This window comes from Subtercola boreus, from assembly GCF_003399635.1.
Taxonomy (GTDB): Bacteria; Actinomycetota; Actinomycetes; order Actinomycetales; family Microbacteriaceae; genus Subtercola; species Subtercola boreus_B.
Window position 1 is genome coordinate 33,055 of record NZ_NBXB01000041.1, and the last position, 17,593, is coordinate 50,647.

A 17,593-nucleotide genomic window follows, 5' to 3' on the forward strand; every position below is an offset into this window, starting at 1 on the left:
GTTTACGCGGCCCGCCGCCCACCGCCCCGCGCGGGCGGTCGCCTGCCGCGTCGCGCGCGCCCGCTTCCCGTCCCCCCCGACGGCCTCACCAGCCCCGCGCGCGCCGCCCAGCGTCTCACGCAGCCGGATGGGCGCCAGTTTGGCGCATCCGCTACAACTCGAACTGTGGCGGTTGCGCCGAAATGGCGCGGACGCCCGTGAGCAGACGGGGAGGGCGAGGGCGAGGGCGAGGGCGAGGAGGCGGGAGAGCGGACGGAGACTGGGGGTGGGGGCGAGGGCGGGGGCTCAGCCGCCCAGGTAGACCGTCTCGTTGTCGATGAGGCGGGTGGCGCCGACGCGGGCCGCGACCAGCACGATCGCCTTGCCGTGGTAGCCGTCGTCGACGGGCAGGAACGTCGTCGGGTTCACCACGCTGAGGTACTCGAGGTCGACGAGAGGTTCGCCCATGCCCGCCGCCTGCGCCGCTGCGATCACCGAGTCGATGCCGCCGTCGGCCGCGGAGTCGGCAGCCTCGAGCGTGCGCGAGAGCACCCGCGCCGCGAGACGCTCACGCTCGTCGAGAAAACGGTTGCGGCTGGAGAGGGCAAGCCCGTCATCCTCCCGCACCGTCTCGACGACCTCGACGGTCACCGGGATGTTCAGGTCGCGCACCATGCGGCTGACGACGAACACCTGCTGGGCATCCTTCTGCCCGAACAGCACGAAGTCGGGCTGCACGATGTTCAGCAGCTTCGACACCACGACGAGCACGCCGTCGAAGTGTCCGGCACGGCTGCGACCCTCGAGCAGGTTGCCGACGTTGCCCGACGTCACCTTCGTCTGCGTCTTGCCGTCGGGGTACATCTCGCCGGGGGTCGGCGCGAACACGATCGCACCTGCACCGGCAGCGTCGCCGTCGAGGGTGCGGATGTCGGAGTCGAGGTCACGCGGGTACCGGTCGAGATCCTCAGCCTCGCTGAACTGCAGGGGGTTCACGAAGACTGAGACGACGACGACGTCGGCGATCTCTCGGGCGCGACGAACCAGCGCGAGGTGTCCGTTGTGCAGGGCGCCCATCGTGGGCACGAGGGCGACGGTCGGTTCTGCGACACCACGGCCCCGGGCATCCGTCTTCCGGGCGGCGACCTGGGCGCGCACCTCAGCGATCGTGACAGCGAGTGTCGGCACTGGGTCTCCTTTGCTGCGCGGACGTGTTCTCCGCGTGGCCGGCCGGACTCCGGATGCTCGTGCACCCGCCGCGCCCGGGGCAGTCGTTCGACCGCCGGCCGTGAAGCGGCGCCGGGTGATCGCGTTCTCGCGCTGCCCGGCTTCCGCCCCCAGAATGTTACTCGGGTTCCGGGCCACGTCGGCGCCGCCGCCGCGCGCCCGCCCTCCACTCCCGCGCCCGCCTCCTACGCGGGGCGCGGCGTCAGGAGCCGAGCGGCAGGCCGAGCGAGTCCTCGGGGCCGACGGCCCGCTGCAGGGCGTTCTCGACGCTCGAACGCACCAGCGGCGCCAGGAAGCGGCCGGGCGAGCCGAAGCCGATTCCGCCGAGGATGCCCGTGGCCTGGTCGACGATCGAGCTCGAGAACGTCGTGGCCGTTTCGATCGCGTCGGCGTAGGCCGCCCGGTCGCGCTCCGCGACGATGACGGGCTCGCCGCCCATCTCGACCACGAGCGCCTGGCCGATGGGCAGCACGGGGGCCGGCCCGGTGACGGCGAAGTACGCCCCAGCGAGGCGGGCGATGTCGATGCTCGATCCGGTGAAACTCATCGCGGGATGGATCGCGAGCGGGATCGCCCCCGCGGCGAGCGCCGGCGCGAGCACACCGATCCCGAACTGCGCCGCGGTGTGGATGACCAGCTGCCCCGCCTGCCAGGCACCGGCGGTCGCGAGCCCCTCCACGAGAGCCCCCAACTCGGCCGAGGGCACGGCCAGCAGCACCAGTTCGCTCCGCTCGATCAGCTGCGGGATCTCGAGGATCGGCGCCCCGGGCAGCATAGCCTCCGCCCGGTCGCGGCTCGCGTCGGAGACGGCCGACACCCCCACGATCGCATGCCCTGCGCCCGCGAGCGCGGCTCCGAGCACCGGACCCACCCGGCCCGCGCCGATGATGCCGATGCCGAGTCGTCCGGAGCGTTGGTGCGGTGAGGCCATGCGCTCCAGTGTCGCACCAACCGCACCCCGCGTGATCCGCAGACCCGCGCGCACGCACCCGCGCTAAACTGGCCACCCCGCGAACCGCACCGCAGCGACCGCCCGCGGCCACCTGTGAGGGAGAGCGACCGCGCATGGCGAACCTCGTGACCTGGCTTTTCGGAATCGCCGCCACAGAGCCCGGCGACTACCTCAAGCTGCGGAGGATCCGCCGCCGCATCTACACCGTCGTCGCGCCGCTCGAGGCGGAGATCATCCGCTCACCCGAGCCGATCCCGTTCGGCGACCTCGACCCGGACGCCTTCACCGCGGCCCGCCCCGGAACGTCGTGGGGCCAGACCCACGACTGCGCCTGGATCCGCCTCACGGGAACCATTCCGGAGAAGCTGCGCGGCGATCCACGAACCGTCGTGATGCTCGGCATCCGCGGCGAAGCCCTCGTGCACGACGCGGGCGGGCAGGTGATCGACTCGGTGAGCACCGTGTTCCTGCAGGGCGACCTGCCGCATGCGGGTGCCCGGTACCGGCCGCTGCACCACGTCGAACCCGACGCGGAGGGCCGCGTCGAGCTGTTCGCCGACGTGAGCTACAACGGCCTCCTGCTCTACGCGGTCGGTCGGGGCGTCTACCACGGCGCCCACATCGCGGTGCGCGACGAGGAGGCCTTCGCGCTCTACTACGACTACCTCACGCTGCTGGTGCTGGCCCATGCGACCGAAGACGCCGACCTCGAAGCGAGCATCCGCGACGCCCTGCACACCTCCTACGAACGCTTCGCCGCCGGAGACCTACGCGGCGCACGAAGAGCCCTCGCACCTTCGCTCGCGGCCCGCTCCGAGAGCGACTTCGTCTACAGCGCGATCGGTCACGGCCACCTCGACATGGCGTGGCTCTGGCCGCTGCGGGAGACGCACCGGAAGGCCGCCCGCACCTACATCCGCGCCGTCAACACGATCGAGGAGCACGACGGCTACCTCTACGGCACCAGCCAGCCGCAGCAGCTGCTCTGGATGAAGCAGGAACAGCCCGCGCTCTACGACCGGGTGAAGCAGGCCGTCGAAGCCAAGCGGATCGAGCTCCAGGGTTCGTTCTGGGTCGAGACCGACACGAACCTCGCGGGCGGCGAGGCGCTCATCCGCCAGTCCCTGGTCGGCCGCCGGTTCCTGAAGCAGGAGTTCGGCCTCGGCGACGACGACCTGCGACTCTGCTGGCTGCCCGACACGTTCGGCTACAGCGGAAATCTCCCGCAGATCATCTCGAAGAGCGGGATGGACTGGTTCCAGACCATCAAACTCGCCTGGAACAAGGTCACCGTCTTCCCCCATCGCAGCTTCGTCTGGAAGGGCATCGACGGGTCGAGCGTGCTCGTGCACATGCCCCCGGAGGGCGACTACAACAGCCGGGGCGCCGCCGACGGCCTCCTGACCGGGCTCAAGCAGTACCCCGAGCGCGCGATCAACACCGCCCTCCTCGTCTTCGGCTCGGGCGACGGCGGCGGCGGACCTAACGAGGTGCACCTCGAAATTACCGGGCGGGAGCACGACCTCCGCGGGCTGCCGCGGGTCGAATACCGCTCGGCGGGTGACTTTTTCAGGGGGCTCGAACGGAAGGTGGATGACCTCCCGCACACCCACAGCGGCGAGCTCTACCTCGAGACCCACCAAGGCACGTACACGACGCAGGCCCTCATCAAGACGCATGACCGCCTCGCCGGGCGCAAGCTCCACGAGGCCGAGGCACTGGCCGCGATGGTGGGCGACGACAGCACCGTCGTTCTCGAGCCGCACTGGCGGGCGCTGCTGCTCAACAACTTCCACGACATCCTGCCCGGCTCGTCGATCGAGCGCGTCAACCGTGAGGCCGTCGAGGCGTACGAGCGCATCGAGGCGGCTGCCGACGCGTACAGCGCCGAGCTGATCGCGCGCCTGCCGGGCGCTCAGGATGTCGCGACCCCCGACGCTGCAATCAACCTCACCTCGTTTCCGCGCCGTGAGTTCGTCAAGGTCAACAGGCTCTGGCACCAGGCCGACATTGCACCCTACGCGGCTGCACCACTCGTGCGTCTCGACGCGAGCGCAACACCCTTCCCCGAACTCCACCACACCTCCGACACGATGGCCAACGGCATCCTCACCCTGCACTTCGCCGCCGACGGATCGATCGACTCCTGCCTCGACGCACAGGGCGCCGAGCACTCCGCCGGCGGCCTGAACCGCCTGACACTTCACCGCGACCCCTACCAGTGGCCGTTCGACGCCTGGGACATCGGCCAGAAGTACACCGCGCGAACGCCCCAGACGCTCCGCCCGTCGAGCGTCAGCACGACGATCGACGGCCCCCGGATCATCCGGAGCCAGACCTACACCTGGAAGCGCGGCAGGGTCGAACAGCGCATCGTGCTCGAGTCCGGCAGCGAGCTGGTGCGCTTTGAGACGCGAGTCGACTGGCACGAGACGCACCGGATGCTCCGCGCCGACTTCTGGCCGACGCACTACGGCGACGTGGCGAAGTGCGAGATCCAGTTCGGGCACATCGAGCGGGCGACCACGGAGCTCGACGCCCCATCGACGGCCCAGTTCGAGGTGTGCGCGCACAAGTGGCTGGCGACATCCGACGCCGACGGCGGCTTCGCGCTGCTCAACGACGGCAAGTACGGGCACCGGGCGAAAGCCGGGCTGATCAGCCTGAACCTGCTGCGCTCCCCCACCTTTCCCGACAAGACGGCCGACCGCGGGTCGCACACGTTCACGTACGCGTTCCGTCCGTTCGCTCCGGATGCGCTCACCGAGGTGATCCGCGACGGATACCGGCTCAACAACCCGCTGCTGATCGCCCCGGGTGCCGCGTTCGACAGCGTGGCGTCGGTCGATCATCCAGGAATCGTCATCGAGACGATCAAGCCGGCTGAGGAGGGCCGCGGGGTGATCGTGCGCCTCTATGAGAGCCTGGGCGAACCGACGACGGCTGCGCTCCGAACAACCCTCGAGCATTTGCGAGCGAGCGAGACCGACCTGATCGAGCGGACCATCGGCGACGCCGACCTCGGCAGGCTCGAGTTCACACCGTTCGAGATCAAGACGATCCTCCTGGAGGGCTGAGACATGACCACGCAGACAGTGCCGTCTGCTGCTCGAACACCGTCCATCCGAACGCAGGGCATCGCGATCGTCACGGCCGGGTTCGGGCAGAACGCCATCCTCACGACGGTCACGACGTTCCTGCTGGTGTACCTGCTGCAGTATGCGCACATCACGACGGCGGGCATCGCGGTGGTCACGACGATCATCGCGGTGGCGAAGATCCTCGATGCGGTCAGCGACCCGGTGATGGGCAGCATCATCGACATGACCCGCACCCGCTGGGGCAAGATGCGCCCGTTCATCCTGTTCTCGGCGGCGCCCGTCGCGGTGCTGACCGGCCTGCTCTTCAGCGTTCCCACGATCGACGAGCCCGCCCAGCTCGTCTACTTCGGCATCGTGTACGTGCTCTGGGGTTTCGCGTACACGGTGTGCGATGTTCCGCTCTGGGGGCTCATCGGCTCGGCCTTCGCGGATCCCGTCTCCCGCAACCGGGTCATCTCCCGGGTGCGGGCCTTCGGGGCGATCTCGCTCGGACTCGCGACCCTCGGCATGCCGTGGCTGGCCCAGCTGCTGAGTTTCGCCCCTGCGTCGGCGTCTGCTGCTGAGCAGACGACGGGTGCAGGATGGTCGCGGGCGGTGTTCCTCGTCGCGATGGTCGGCATGGGGCTGTACCTGTTCGCGTTCGTGTTCGGGCGGGAGCGCCCGCAGGCGGTCAGCGCGCCCCGGCTGCGGTTCCGGCAACTGTTCGGAGAGCTCTTCCACAACACACCGCTGCTGATGGTGCTGATCGGATCCGTTCTCGGTTTCGGACGATTCGTCGTGCAGGCCGGCGGCGCGGTCTTCGTCGTGATCGCGTACGGCAACGCGGGGCTCTTCACATTCATCGGGGCGGCGATCATCCTGGGACTCGTTCTGGCCTCGTTCTTCACACCGATGCTGCTGCGCCGGATGTCGGCCCGGCGCCTCATGGTAGCGAGTTCGGTCGCCGGGGCCGTGTTCTATCTGGCCATGTACCTCGTCGGATTCCAGAGCATCATCGCGCTGGCCGTCTTCATCTTCCTCACCGGGCTCACCCTCGGAGTCTTCGGTGTGGTGCAGGCGACGATGATCGCCGATGCGGTCGATGACGCCGAAGTGCGCACGGGCGTTCGGAACGACGGGATCTCGTTCGCATCCCTGACATTCGTGTCGAAGATCATGAACGCGCTGGCCGTGCTGGTGTTCGGGATGTTCGTCGTGATCGCCGGCTACGAATCCGGGGTGACGGTGACGCCCGGCATGCAGAACACGATCTTCCTGTCGATCACGATCGTGCCGGCGGTCAGCTGCCTGCTCTCGGCGGTGCCGTTCCTGTTCTACCGCCTCCGCGGCGCGCCGGCGGCCTGACCGCGGCCCGCGCACGGCCTGAGCAGTCTCCGCGGCCTGAGCAGTCTCCGCGGCCTGAGCAGTCTCCGCGGCCTGAGCAGTCTCCGCGGCCTGAGCAGTCTCCGCGGCCTGAGCAGTCTCCGCGGCCTGAGCACGCACCCCGCACGCGGCGCCCCACGCGCGAAGGGACGCATATCGTCCCAAAGCGCTTGTCGTGCCGCGATATGGGTCCCTTCGGGGACTCCGCGCCGGGGCAGCCCACGGCGAAGGGACCCATAGTGCTCCTACCGCTCGGGGATGGAGCGATATGGGTGCCTTGGCGCGGCCTGCGGAGTACCTGTGGGGGCGGGGGGCGGGACTGGAAGGGCGGGGCAAGGGGGGGGTCAGGACGCCCAGCGGTGCGAGCCGTCGGCGCGCAGCGCTTCGACCGCCGCCGCCGACACCTCGGTGAACACCGCCACGGCCGCGCGGCGGTCGATCACCCCGAGTTCGGCCCGCACCGGCCCCGCGATCGTGTTGAAGTGGAGTTCGGCGATGTCGAGCATCCGCCGCACCGGACCCTGCGACACGCGCACACTCTGCAGGCGCGCGAGCGGCAGCACGGTGAGTCTCCGCCAGAAGAATCCCGTCCGCAGCAGAACGGCGTCGTCGGTGCGGGCGAGACCCGTGCGACCCCACGAGAACGGACGGAGCCACTGCGCGCGCCGCGGAGCACGCGAGAATCCCGAAGCCGCACGCCCCCGCGCGACCAGGCCCTCCATCACGAGGCCCTGGGTGTCGGCACCGGCCAGCCCGGGCAGCAGCAGAGCGAGAACCTTCTCGACGTCGGCGAGGCGCCCGACGGGCAGCAGAAGCGTGTGCGGCGCCGACGAACCCCCGCGACCGGAGGCGTGCCCGGCACGGTTGATCCGGATCATCCACCACCCCATCGGCCGCCACAGGATGGGCTGGGTGACCTCGATCGCGTGGATCCGCCCCGGCGGCAACGTGTCGTTGCTCGTGCTCAGCAACCCGAAACCCACCCGCACGCCATCGGATGTCGCGGCGATCGAATAGCGGGCCGCCTTCGAGAATCGCCTCACGTAGTAGCCGAGCGAGCCGAGAACGCTGGGCAGCAGCAGGAACAGGATGAAGTAACGGTGCAGCACGAAGGTCGAGAAGAAGAGCGCCGCGACGACGAGCAGCAGCACGAGGGTGAACTCGCTGACCACCAGCGAACCGATGAGCCGGAGCGGGCTGATCTTCACCACCGACTCGGGCGGAGCTGCGTCGAGGTCGAGCTCCGGACCCAGAAGTTCCTGCACACGCCGGTTCAGGATGCCGGCCTCGCGGCTCTGTTCGGCGGGTGACGACGTCGTGGCGGCTGGAGCTGCGCCGACGACACCCGCCGACGTGCCAGCGGCCGATAGAGGCGCGCTGGACCTCGTGGTGGCAGCCACGACCGCCGCAGCCGCCTCGGCGCGCTGCACGCCCGACGCCCGGCGCAGCAGCTCGCGGCGGAGCTCGTCGACCTGCCGGGAGCCGAGGTAGGAGAGCTCCACCTTCGCGTCCTGTCCCGCCACGTTGAGCTCGATCCGGGCCGCGCCGAACAGCCGCGCGAAGAGGGGCCGGGTGATGTGGATGCCCTGGATGCGGTCGAGCCGGGCCTGGCGGTTGTGGCGGAAGACCACACCGCTCCGCACCTCGACGGCATCTGCGCCGATACGGAAGGAGTGCATCCGCCACGCCACAGCGAACAGCGCCACCGCGAGCAGCAGCACCCCGATCACGATGAGGATCGCGACACCCGTGAAGCCGGTCTCGTAGATGGCGCTGATCGGGTCGCCGTTGAAGGTGCGGCCAGCGTCCCCGCCGCCACCGCCGCCCCGCCCTCCCCCGCCCGGACCGGCCGGCCCGCCGGTCTGGCCGATCACGAGTTCGACGAGGCGTTCCCTCAGGTTCGCGAGCACGAAAGCGAGGATCGCGATGAACGCGATTCCCCCCTTCAGCAGCGGCGACGCCCAGTGCAGCCGGTGCCACTTCCCGTCGGTGAGCTGCTCGACGGCCCGCCGCACGGCCGCCGGGGCGACAGGACGTTGCGCTCCGCCGCCCCCGGCCTCGCTCACAGCACCGCCTCGCTCACTGCACTGCCCCGCTCACAGCCCCGACCGGCGCGACTCCGCGAGGGCCACCAGGCGGTCCCGCAGCTTGTCGGCCTCAGCCGCCGGGAGGCCCGGAATCGACACCCCGGTCGAAGCAGCGGCGGTCACGAACTTCAGGTCGCTGAGGCCGAGCACACGTGCCAGCGGTCCTCGATTGATGTCGATGAGCTGCATCCGGCCGTAGGGAACCGCGACGATGCGGAAGAACATGATCCCCTGCCGGAACAGCAGGTCGTCATCGCGCAGCTGGAACCCGATCGCCCGCGCCCGCCGGGGTGCCACCACGAGCAGCACGACGGTGACGAGAACGGAGGCTCCGAGCATCCACCAGCCGAACCAGGCCCCGATGACGAGCGCGAAGAAGAGGCTGATGCCCGCCAGAACAACGCCCGTGACGATCGATTCAGCCACCACGACACCCACGTACTTGCGGCTGACCCGCCGCCACGGGCCGCCGTAGTCGAGCCGGCCCCCGTCGGGCGATCCGCCTGCCCGCACCTCACCGACGGCTGTCACGGGCTGCCCGGCGTCGGGCCGGTGGTCGGTCATCCGCTCAGCTCCGCCGGCGGTCGGCGACGGCTTCCGGATGGTCGGGGTCACGGTCGTCCGGCGGCAGCGTGCAGAGCTTCTCGGCGACGAGCCCACAGGCCAGGAAGACCACGCCCGCGACAGCAGCCAGGATGCTCAGCCAGAGCGTGGAGACGGTCGGGATCACGGCTCGCGACAGCAGGTAGACGACGACACCGACACCGACACCGACGATGAGCGAGCCGACCATGCTCGATGCCTTCGCGAGCACGGCGACGCGCATCGCCCGGAACGGGTTGATCGGGTTCTGGTTGGTTCCCCGGATCGCCCGGGCGATGGGCACGGCCAGCGAGACGACGATGGCGCCCGCTGCGATGAGCGTGATCGACAGCGTCAGGGGAAGCGCGATGATGGGCCGACCCGAGGAGGCGAGCCCGAGTTCGACGATGAACCCCGCGAATCCGCCGACCACAGCCAGCAGCACCAGGGTGACCGGACGGGTGCGCCTCACGACGACCACCGAGCGTGCAGTCGCGGGCTCTCGTAGGTCGCTGCGAGGAGGGCTGCGATCGGCCCGCGGCCCGGGATCTCGGCACCCGGTTCGATCTCGTACCACGGGGCGAGCACGAAAGCCCGCTCGAACGCACGCGGATGCGGCAGCGTCAGGGTGTCGTCCTGCTGCACCAGGCTCGCGAAGGTCACGATGTCGAGGTCGAGGGTGCGATCCCCCCACCGCTCGAGACGCACGCGGTCGTGGGCCTGCTCGATGGCCTGCAGGGCGATGAGGAGCTCGTGCGGCGTGAGGGCAGACCGCACCAGGATGACGGCGTTGATGTAGGCTGGCGCATCCAGATCGACGCCATCGGGCTTCAGCGCGTCGGTCTCGTAGAAACTCGACACCTCATCGACCCACACCCCGTCGAGCCGCCCGATCTCGGCGATCGCCTCGCGGAGCGTCGTGTCGCGGTCGCCGAGATTGCTGCCCAGCGCGATGACGGCCGGCAGCGTCACGCGCAGCTTCTCGCGTCTCACGCGCGACTCCTCGTGATCGTGATCGACACATCGGCGAATGGCACGGTGATGGGGGCCTCGGGTTTGTGCACGGTCACCCGCACCCGGTTCGCCACAGGCGAGGCGAGGGCGATGCCGGCCACCCGCTCGGCGAGGGTCTCGATCAGGTCGACAGGGTCTGCCGCCACGGCATCGTGCACCTGCTTCGCGAGCACCCCGTAGTTGAGCGTCTGGTCGAGGTCGTCGGATGCCGCAGCCGAGGTCGTGTCGAGCCACACCGTCAGGTCGATCACGAACGGCTGGCCGTCACGGCGCTCGTGCTCGTAGACGCCGTGGTTCGCCTGCACCGTCAGACCGGTCACGGTGAGGGAGTCGAGTTCGTCGGGCACTCTGGCGAGGTTACTGGATGCCCCGGGCTCAGCCGTCACTCGGCACCGCGTTTCCACGCTTCCGCCACGACAAGGGCGGACTTCGTGAGAGCGACGTCGTGCACCCGCACGGCCCAGGCGCCGTGCTGGGCGACGAGGGCGGCGATCACCGCGGAGGGGAAGTCCCGGGCATCCATCGGCGCACCCTTCTCGATGAGCTCGCCGACGAAGCGCTTGCGCGATGCACCCACCACGACGGGCAGCCCGAAGGCGACCAGACGTTCGAGGTGCCCCAGCACCTTCCAGTTGTGCTCGGAGTTCTTCGCAAAACCGAGGCCCGGGTCGACGAGGATGTTCGAGGGGGCCACACCGCGCACGATCAGCTCGGCGACCCGGTACTCGAGTTCGTGGGCCACCTCCGACACGACGTCGTCGTAGGTCGCATGGGAGCTCATGACGTCGCTGTGCCCACGCCAGTGCGAGACCAGGAGAGGCACACCGAGCGCGATCATCGTCGAGATCATGTCCGGGTCGGCCAAGGCACCCGACACGTCGTTGACGATGATGGCACCCGCCTCCACAGCCAGCCGGGCGGTCGAGGCGTTCATGGTGTCGGCGCTCACCGCCACGCCCTGTTCGGCGAGGCTCCGGATGACCGGCAGCACCCGCGCCTGCTCCTCCGCCGGGGCGACGCGGTGCGCTCCGGGCCTGGTCGACTCTCCCCCGATGTCGACGATGTCGGCACCGGCAGCCGCCAGCTCGAGCCCGTGGGCGACGGCGGCCTCCGTGCGGAGCCACCGGCCGCCGTCGCTGAAGGAGTCGCTCGTCACGTTGACCACGCCCATGACCAGGGTGCGGCCCGTCGGCAATCCGGCGAAGGTCGCGGGCACGACGGGTTCGCTCCGCTCAGAGCGGCGCCGCCTGGAGAACGCTGCGCCGACCTCGCTCACAGGGCCACCTCGTGGGGTGTCGGATGGGGCGTGGGTTCGGGCGTGGGTTCGGCTGTGGCTGCAGGGTCGGGCGTGGCCGCCGGTCCCGGCGTGGCCGCGAACCCGGGCGCCGCGCCGATCAGCCCCATCAGCTCCGCGCGGGCCGCGGGCTCCGAGAGCGAGCCCCGCGAAGCCACCGTGACCGTCGTGCTGGCGACCTGCTGCGGGCCGCGCATGGTGACACAGCCGTGCGTGGCCTCGAGCACCACGAGCACCCCCCGGGCATCCAGACCCTCGAAGAGCGTGCTGGCGATCTGCTCGCCGAGCCGCTCCTGCAGTTGCGGCCGGTTCGCGAGAACCTCGATGACCGCCGGGATGCGGCCGAGGCCAACCAGTCGGTCCCGTGGAACGTAGGCGACGTGAGCCGTGCCGCGGAACGGCAACAGATGGTGCTCGCACACGGAGCGGAACGCCAGGCCCTTCATCAGCACCGGCTCAGGCGAGGCGCCGGAAGCGGCGCCCGAGCCGTCTGATCCCTCCGATCCGCCGTCGAACGGGTACGTCTCACCGAGCTGGTCGCGGGCATCCACACCCACCCCGGAGAAGAACTCGGAGTACGCCTCGGCGACCCGCCGGGGCGTACTCTCTAGTTCGGTCCGCGACGGGTCCTCGCCGATGGCTGCGATCAGTTCGTACACCGCAGCCTCGACGCGTCGCCTGTCAACCGCCACCGGGCCCTGGCCGGACTAGGCGGTCGCCGGACGGGGCGGAGCCTGCGGGGCGCGCTTGGGCTTGAGCTCGGGCTCCGGCTCACTCGTGATCGCGCCGTCCGTCTTGCCGAGATCGATCGGGGCCTTCGCCGCCCTGAAATCGATCGGGGGGATCGTCGACACGGGACGCTTCTGGCTGGAGAGCCACTGCGGGCGGGGCGGGAGGTGCCGGACGTCTTTGAAGATCTCGGCGAGCTGGTGCTGGTCGAGAGTCTCGTGCTCGAGGAGTTCGGTCGCCAGGCGGTCGAGGATGTCGCGGTTGTCGTTCAGCACGCTCCACGCCTCGTCGTGCGCGGCCTCGATGAGCTGCCGCACCTCTGCGTCGACCTGCTGGGCGAGCTGGTCGGAGTAGTCGCGCTCGTGCCCCATGTTTCGGCCGAGGAACATCTCACCCGATGCACTGCCGAGCTTGACCGCGCCGACGTTGGCAGACATGCCGTAGTCGGTCACCATCTTGCGAGCGGTGTCGGTCGCCTTCTCGATGTCGTTCGAGGCGCCCGTGGTCGGATCGTGGAACACGACCTCCTCGGCGACGCGCCCGCCCATGGCATAGGCCAGTTGGTCGAGGAGCTCGTTGCGGGAGACCGAGTAGCGGTCTTCAAGCGGGAGCACCATCGTGTAGCCGAGCGCACGGCCCCGGGGCAGAATCGTGATTTTGGTCACGGGGTCGGTGTTGTTCATCGCCGTCGCAACGAGGGCGTGACCACCTTCGTGGTAAGCGGTGATCAGCTTCTCTTTGTCGCGCATGATGCGTGTACGGCGCTGCGGGCCAGCCATCACACGGTCGACGGCCTCGTCGAGCGCGCGGTTGTCGATCAGCTGCGCGTTCGAGCGGGCGGTCAGGAGCGCTGCCTCGTTGAGCACATTCGCCAGGTCGGCGCCCGTGAAACCGGGCGTCTTGCGAGCGAGCACCTCGAGATCGACACCGGCAGCCAGGGGCTTACCGCGGCCGTGCACCTCGAGGATCTGCTTGCGACCGTTCAGGTCGGGCGCATCGACACCGATCTGGCGGTCGAAGCGGCCCGGGCGAAGGAGCGCGGGGTCGAGGATGTCGGGGCGGTTCGTCGCCGCAATGAGGATGACGTTCGTCTTGACGTCGAAGCCGTCCATCTCGACCAGCAACTGGTTGAGGGTCTGCTCGCGCTCGTCGTGCCCGCCGCCCATGCCGGCACCGCGGTGGCGGCCCACCGCATCGATCTCGTCGATGAAGATGATGGCCGGAGAGTTTTGCTTGGCTTGCTCGAAGAGGTCGCGCACCCGGCTCGCGCCGACACCCACGAACATCTCCACGAAGTCGGATCCGGAGATCGAGTAGAACGGAACGCCCGCCTCACCCGCGACAGCGCGGGCCAGCAGCGTCTTGCCTGTACCGGGAGCGCCGTAGAGCAGCACACCCTTGGGGATGCGCGCACCGACCGCGAGGAACTTCGACGGGTCCTTCAGGAAGTCCTTGATCTCTTCGAGCTCTTCGATCGCCTCATCGTTGCCCGCGACATCCGCGAAGGTGACCTTCGGGGTGTCCTTCGAGACGAGCTTCGCCTTCGACTTGCCGAACTGCATGACCTTGTTGCCGCCGCCCTGCATGCCAGACAGCATGAGCCAGAAGAAGGCACCGATGAGCAGTACGGGCAGCAGGATGCCCAGAAGCGACAGGAACCAGTTGGTCTGCGGCACCTGGTCGTTGAACCCGTCGGCGGGGGCGGCTGCGGTCACCGCGTTGACCACTTCGGAGCCGCGCGGGGCCACGTAGTAGAACTGCACCTTGCCGCCGTACTTCGAGTCGGCGGTCGCGAGCGTCAGGTCGACGCGCTGCTCGCCATCGATGATCAGCGCCTCGGAGACCTTGCCGTCTTTCAGGAACTGCAGGCCCTGCTGGGTGCTGACCTGCTGGAACCCCGACCCGGTGATCAGCCCGAAGCCGATCCAGAGGGCGATCGCTCCGAGAATGATGTAGGGAATCGGAGACCGGAAAATGCGTCTGACGCTCATGTCTTTTTTAGGTTCTTGCGGCAAAGCCGGCACCTTTCTGGTCACCAAGTACTCGGCAAGGCTACCTGTGCCGGGCTGGACGGCGCCTGCGTGTTCCCCGTGGGCTTAACTTGCGGAGGGCTTGGCGCTGAGCCCGAGCGACGGCAGGATGACGCCGTCGATGAGCGAGACCAGGAATTCGCGGTCGACCGGCTTTCTCAGCATGAGCGTGCGATAGGTCACCATGCAGGGGCTGATCATCGCGATGCTCTCGATGTCGCAGGCGCTGGAGATCTCCCCCCGCTCCACTGCCCGATACATGAGTTGTCGGTTCAGGGCCGCTCGCGGTTCCATGATTGCCGCATTCGCCGCGTCGGCCAGCTCGGGCGCCTGGGAGATCATCGACATCAGCCCCGCCATGATCTGCATCTTGCGCTCGCTGTCTTCAATCGAGTGAGGCTTGATCATCGCGACGAGGTCACCACGCAAAGTGCCGGTGTCAGGCAACGGTTCATCACCGTGCATGTTCTTCTTCATGCACGCGACCGCGTCTATCACGAGTTCGGCCTTCGACGGCCAGCGGCGGTAGAGCGTTGCCTTGCCGGCTTTCGCCCGGGAAGCGACCATGTCGATGGTCATACCGTCGTAGCCGGTCTCTGCGAGCACCTCGAGCGCAGCATCCAGAATCTTGGGGTCTCGCGTGTGGTCTCGCTTGCGACCGAGCTTCGGGGGGAATCTTGCCTGCACCTGATCGGTTTCAGGTTTGAGCAGCGTCATTGCAGCTCCTTTCTGTGATTCGGGCATCGTCTAGGTTACGTGAGTGTTAATTCAGGAACTGATTGGTTCCGATACTCGACAGTACCGTATAGAGTTCAGAACATGTCCCAGACTTCTCAAGCCGCGCCGGTCGCGGTCTCCTCCCGCCGCTGGTGGACGCTGACTGTCGTCGCGCTCGCCCAGCTCATGGTGGTGCTCGACTCGACCGTCGTCAACATCGCCCTCCCCGCCGCGCAGGCCGACCTGCAGTTCTCCAACGGCGACCGCCAGTGGATCGTCACCGCCTACTCCCTCGCCTTCGGCAGCCTCCTGCTGCTCGGCGGCCGCGTCTCCGACCTCATCGGCCGAAAGCGCACCTTCATCATCGGCCTGATCGGCTTCGCAGCAGCCTCCGCGCTCGGCGGCGCTGCTGACAGCTTCGGGATGCTCGTCTTCGCCCGCGCGCTGCAGGGTGCTTTCGGCGCCCTCCTCGCCCCCACGGCCCTCGCCGTGCTCACCACGACCTTCACCATCCCGAAGGAACGCTCGCGTGCCTTCGGGATCTTCGGTGCGATCGCCGGTGCCGGCGGCGCGATCGGCCTGCTGCTCGGCGGATTCCTGACCGAGAAGTTCGACTGGCGCTGGAACCTCTACATCAACGTCTTCATCGCCGTCATCGCCGTCGTCGGCGCCGTCATCTTCGTGGTGAACGCCAAGCGCGAGGGCCCGCGCCCGAAGCTCGACGTGCCCGGCACGATCCTCGTCTCCGGCGCGCTGTTCAGCCTCGTCTACGGCTTCTCCAACGCCGAGACGGATGGCTGGGACTCCCCGCTCACGTGGGGCTTCCTCGCTGCGGCCGCCGTGCTTCTGGTCGCGTTCGTGCTCTGGCAGCGTCGCGCTGCGCATCCGCTGCTGCCCCTGACGATCATCCTGGACCGCAACCGCGGTGCCGCCTACTCGTCTGTGCTGATCGCGGGTGCCGGCATGTTCGGCATCTTCCTGTTCGTGACCTACTACCTGCAGGCGTCGCTCGGCTACTCCCCCATCCAGACCGGGCTGTCGTTCCTGCCGATGATCCTGATGCTCGTGCTCGCCGCGCAGCTCGGCAACAACATCTTCCTGCCGCGGTTCGGCCCGAAAGTTCTCGTGCCCATCGGCATGCTCCTCGGGGCGACCGGCATGGTCTACCTCACGCACCTCAACCTGACGAGCACGTATGCGGCCGACATCCTGCCGCCGCTGATGATCCTCGGGTTCGGTATGGGCACGATCATGCCCGCGTCGATCCAGACCGCGACGCTCGGCGTCGACCGCCGGTTCGCCGGAGTCGCCTCGGCGATGGTGAACACGAGCCAGCAGGTCGGTGGCTCGATCGGCACGGCGCTACTGAACACTCTCGCGGCGTCGGCTGCGACCGGATACGTGGCGTCGCACCTGCCGGCGTCGGCTTCTGTGGCTGCGGATGCCGCGGTGGCGAGTTATGCGACGGCGTACTGGTGGGGTGCCGGGTTCTTCGCGTTCGGCGGCATCCTCGCGGTGCTGCTGTTCCGCCGGAAGCCGGTCGCTGCCGCGCCCGGCGCCCCCGAGGCCGCCGCCCCGGCGGTATCCGGAACCAAGGCCTCGGCGTCGGACGACCTCCCGGAGCCCGTCGTAGCCCACTGACCCGGTGCGCCTCCCGACCCCTGCGCTTCTCCATCGAGTGGGCAGTTTGGGCCCCAAGACTCCGGTTTTGGGGCCCAAACTGCCCACTCCCGGTCCCACTCCCGCGCTTTCGCCCGTCGGGAGTCGATTTCGGCCCCAAAACCTCGGTTTTGGGGCCGTTTTCGACTCCCCGTTCTGCTAGCTGTAGACGTGGGGGGCGAGGACGGCGATGTCCTTGAGGTTCCGGTACTTCTCGGCGTAGTCGAGGCCGTAGCCGATGACGAAGTCGTTCGGGATGTCGAAGCCCACGTACTTCACGTCGAGCTCGATGCGCACGGCATCGGGCTTTCGGAGCAGCGCGCACACCTCGACGGATGCCGGCCCGCGCGAGCGCAGGTTGCCGAGCAGCCAGGAGAGCGTGAGGCCTGAGTCGATGATGTCCTCGACGATCAGCACGGTGCGGCCCTCGAGTTCGCTGTCGAGATCCTTCAGGATGCGCACCACCCCGCTCGACTGGGTGCTGGTGCCGTAGGAGCTGACGGCCATCCAGTCCATCGTGATGGGCAGGCGGAGTTCGCGGGCGAGATCGGCCATCACCATGACCGCGCCCTTGAGCACGCCCACGAGCAAAACGTCCTGCCCGGCGTAGTCGGCCTCGATGCGGCGCGCGAGCTCGGCGATCTTCGCTCGGATCTCGGCTTCGGTGATGAGAACAGAGGTGAGGTCGCCTGAGACGTCGCTGGAATCCATGCGATGAGCCTACCGAAGGTGGCGGGGCGGGCGCTGGGCCGGCTCTGCCGCGAAAGCGGACCTCCCCGCCCCCAACCGGGAGGAGCTCAGTCGATCCAGGCTCCATACCGCGTCGGTTGGGCTGGGGTCCTCCCGGGTGGGGGTGACGG

The 17,593-nt window shown here is 68.8% G+C and carries 15 protein-coding genes; 3 read left to right on the top strand and 12 right to left on the bottom strand.

All coding sequences use genetic code 11. The annotated features are described in order from the left end of the window. Nucleotides 1-285: 285 nt before the first annotated feature. Both panC and B7R22_RS15135 read right to left on the bottom strand, forming a co-directional pair. Nucleotides 286-1,167: a pantoate--beta-alanine ligase gene (panC, locus tag B7R22_RS15130; protein ID WP_172582456.1), complete on the bottom strand. Its 882-nt coding sequence runs from the start codon at nucleotides 1,165-1,167 to the stop codon at nucleotides 286-288. A gap of 241 nt (nucleotides 1,168-1,408) precedes the next feature. Then, nucleotides 1,409-2,137, bottom strand: a complete 729-nt coding sequence (locus B7R22_RS15135; RefSeq protein WP_116412536.1) for a Rossmann-like and DUF2520 domain-containing protein — start codon at nucleotides 2,135-2,137, stop codon at nucleotides 1,409-1,411. Nucleotides 2,138-2,271: 134 nt separating this feature from the next. Here B7R22_RS15135 and B7R22_RS15140 point away from each other — a divergent pair, with 134 nt between their 5' ends. Together B7R22_RS15140 and B7R22_RS15145 are read left to right on the top strand one after the other, a co-directional pair. Next, nucleotides 2,272-5,235 carry an alpha-mannosidase gene (locus B7R22_RS15140; protein ID WP_116412537.1) on the top strand — a complete coding sequence of 988 codons (2,964 nt, stop codon included), beginning with the start codon at nucleotides 2,272-2,274 and terminating at the stop codon, nucleotides 5,233-5,235. A 3-nt stretch (nucleotides 5,236-5,238) separates the two neighbouring features. Next, entirely contained in the window at nucleotides 5,239-6,603 is a 1,365-nt protein-coding gene (locus B7R22_RS15145; protein WP_116412538.1) for an MFS transporter, read from the top strand. 362 nt (nucleotides 6,604-6,965) lie between these two features. On the opposite strand, the gene B7R22_RS15155 is transcribed toward B7R22_RS15145, so the two are convergent. From B7R22_RS15155 to B7R22_RS15195, 9 genes are all read right to left on the bottom strand, one after another. After that, entirely contained in the window at nucleotides 6,966-8,687 is a 1,722-nt protein-coding gene (locus B7R22_RS15155; protein WP_116412540.1) for a PH domain-containing protein, read from the bottom strand. 30 nt (nucleotides 8,688-8,717) lie between these two features. Continuing rightward, nucleotides 8,718-9,323, bottom strand: a complete 606-nt coding sequence (locus B7R22_RS15160; RefSeq protein ID WP_253259110.1) for a PH domain-containing protein — start codon at nucleotides 9,321-9,323, stop codon at nucleotides 8,718-8,720. After that, nucleotides 9,277-9,762: a DUF3180 domain-containing protein gene (locus tag B7R22_RS15165; protein ID WP_172582458.1), complete on the bottom strand. Its 486-nt coding sequence runs from the start codon at nucleotides 9,760-9,762 to the stop codon at nucleotides 9,277-9,279. The genes B7R22_RS15160 and B7R22_RS15165 overlap by 47 nt, the downstream gene beginning before the upstream one ends. After that, nucleotides 9,759-10,283 carry a 2-amino-4-hydroxy-6-hydroxymethyldihydropteridine diphosphokinase gene (gene folK / locus B7R22_RS15170; RefSeq protein ID WP_116412542.1) on the bottom strand — a complete coding sequence of 175 codons (525 nt, stop codon included), beginning with the start codon at nucleotides 10,281-10,283 and terminating at the stop codon, nucleotides 9,759-9,761. The genes B7R22_RS15165 and folK overlap by 4 nt, the downstream gene beginning before the upstream one ends. Beyond that, nucleotides 10,280-10,651 (bottom strand): dihydroneopterin aldolase, encoded by a 372-nt coding sequence (gene folB, locus B7R22_RS15175; protein WP_116412543.1) that lies wholly within the window; start codon nucleotides 10,649-10,651, stop codon nucleotides 10,280-10,282. Before folB ends, folK begins: the two co-directional genes overlap by 4 nt. Before the next feature lie 35 nt (nucleotides 10,652-10,686). Further along, a complete protein-coding gene (gene folP, locus B7R22_RS15180; protein ID WP_116412662.1) occupies nucleotides 10,687-11,475 on the bottom strand; it encodes a dihydropteroate synthase in 789 nt (262 codons plus the stop codon). Nucleotides 11,476-11,576: 101 nt separating this feature from the next. Next, nucleotides 11,577-12,290, bottom strand: a complete 714-nt coding sequence (gene folE, locus B7R22_RS15185) for a GTP cyclohydrolase I (protein ID WP_116412544.1) — start codon at nucleotides 12,288-12,290, stop codon at nucleotides 11,577-11,579. A gap of 15 nt (nucleotides 12,291-12,305) precedes the next feature. Further along, complete coding sequence (gene ftsH / locus B7R22_RS15190; RefSeq protein WP_116412545.1) at nucleotides 12,306-14,318, bottom strand: ATP-dependent zinc metalloprotease FtsH; 2,013 nt, start codon at nucleotides 14,316-14,318, stop codon at nucleotides 12,306-12,308. A gap of 105 nt (nucleotides 14,319-14,423) precedes the next feature. Next, the gene (locus B7R22_RS15195; RefSeq protein WP_437184154.1) at nucleotides 14,424-15,101 is read right to left on the bottom strand and encodes a TetR/AcrR family transcriptional regulator; all 678 of its coding nucleotides are present in this window, start codon (nucleotides 15,099-15,101) and stop codon (nucleotides 14,424-14,426) included. A 75-nt stretch (nucleotides 15,102-15,176) separates the two neighbouring features. On the opposite strand from B7R22_RS15195, the gene B7R22_RS15200 reads away from it, so the two are divergent. Further along, nucleotides 15,177-16,715 carry an MFS transporter gene (locus B7R22_RS15200; RefSeq protein WP_116412547.1) on the top strand — a complete coding sequence of 513 codons (1,539 nt, stop codon included), beginning with the start codon at nucleotides 15,177-15,179 and terminating at the stop codon, nucleotides 16,713-16,715. A 177-nt stretch (nucleotides 16,716-16,892) separates the two neighbouring features. On the opposite strand, the gene hpt is transcribed toward B7R22_RS15200, so the two are convergent. Then, nucleotides 16,893-17,444, bottom strand: coding sequence for a hypoxanthine phosphoribosyltransferase (gene hpt / locus B7R22_RS15205; protein ID WP_116412548.1), 552 nt, complete (start codon nucleotides 17,442-17,444; stop codon nucleotides 16,893-16,895). Between the last annotated feature and the right edge of the window lie 149 nt (nucleotides 17,445-17,593).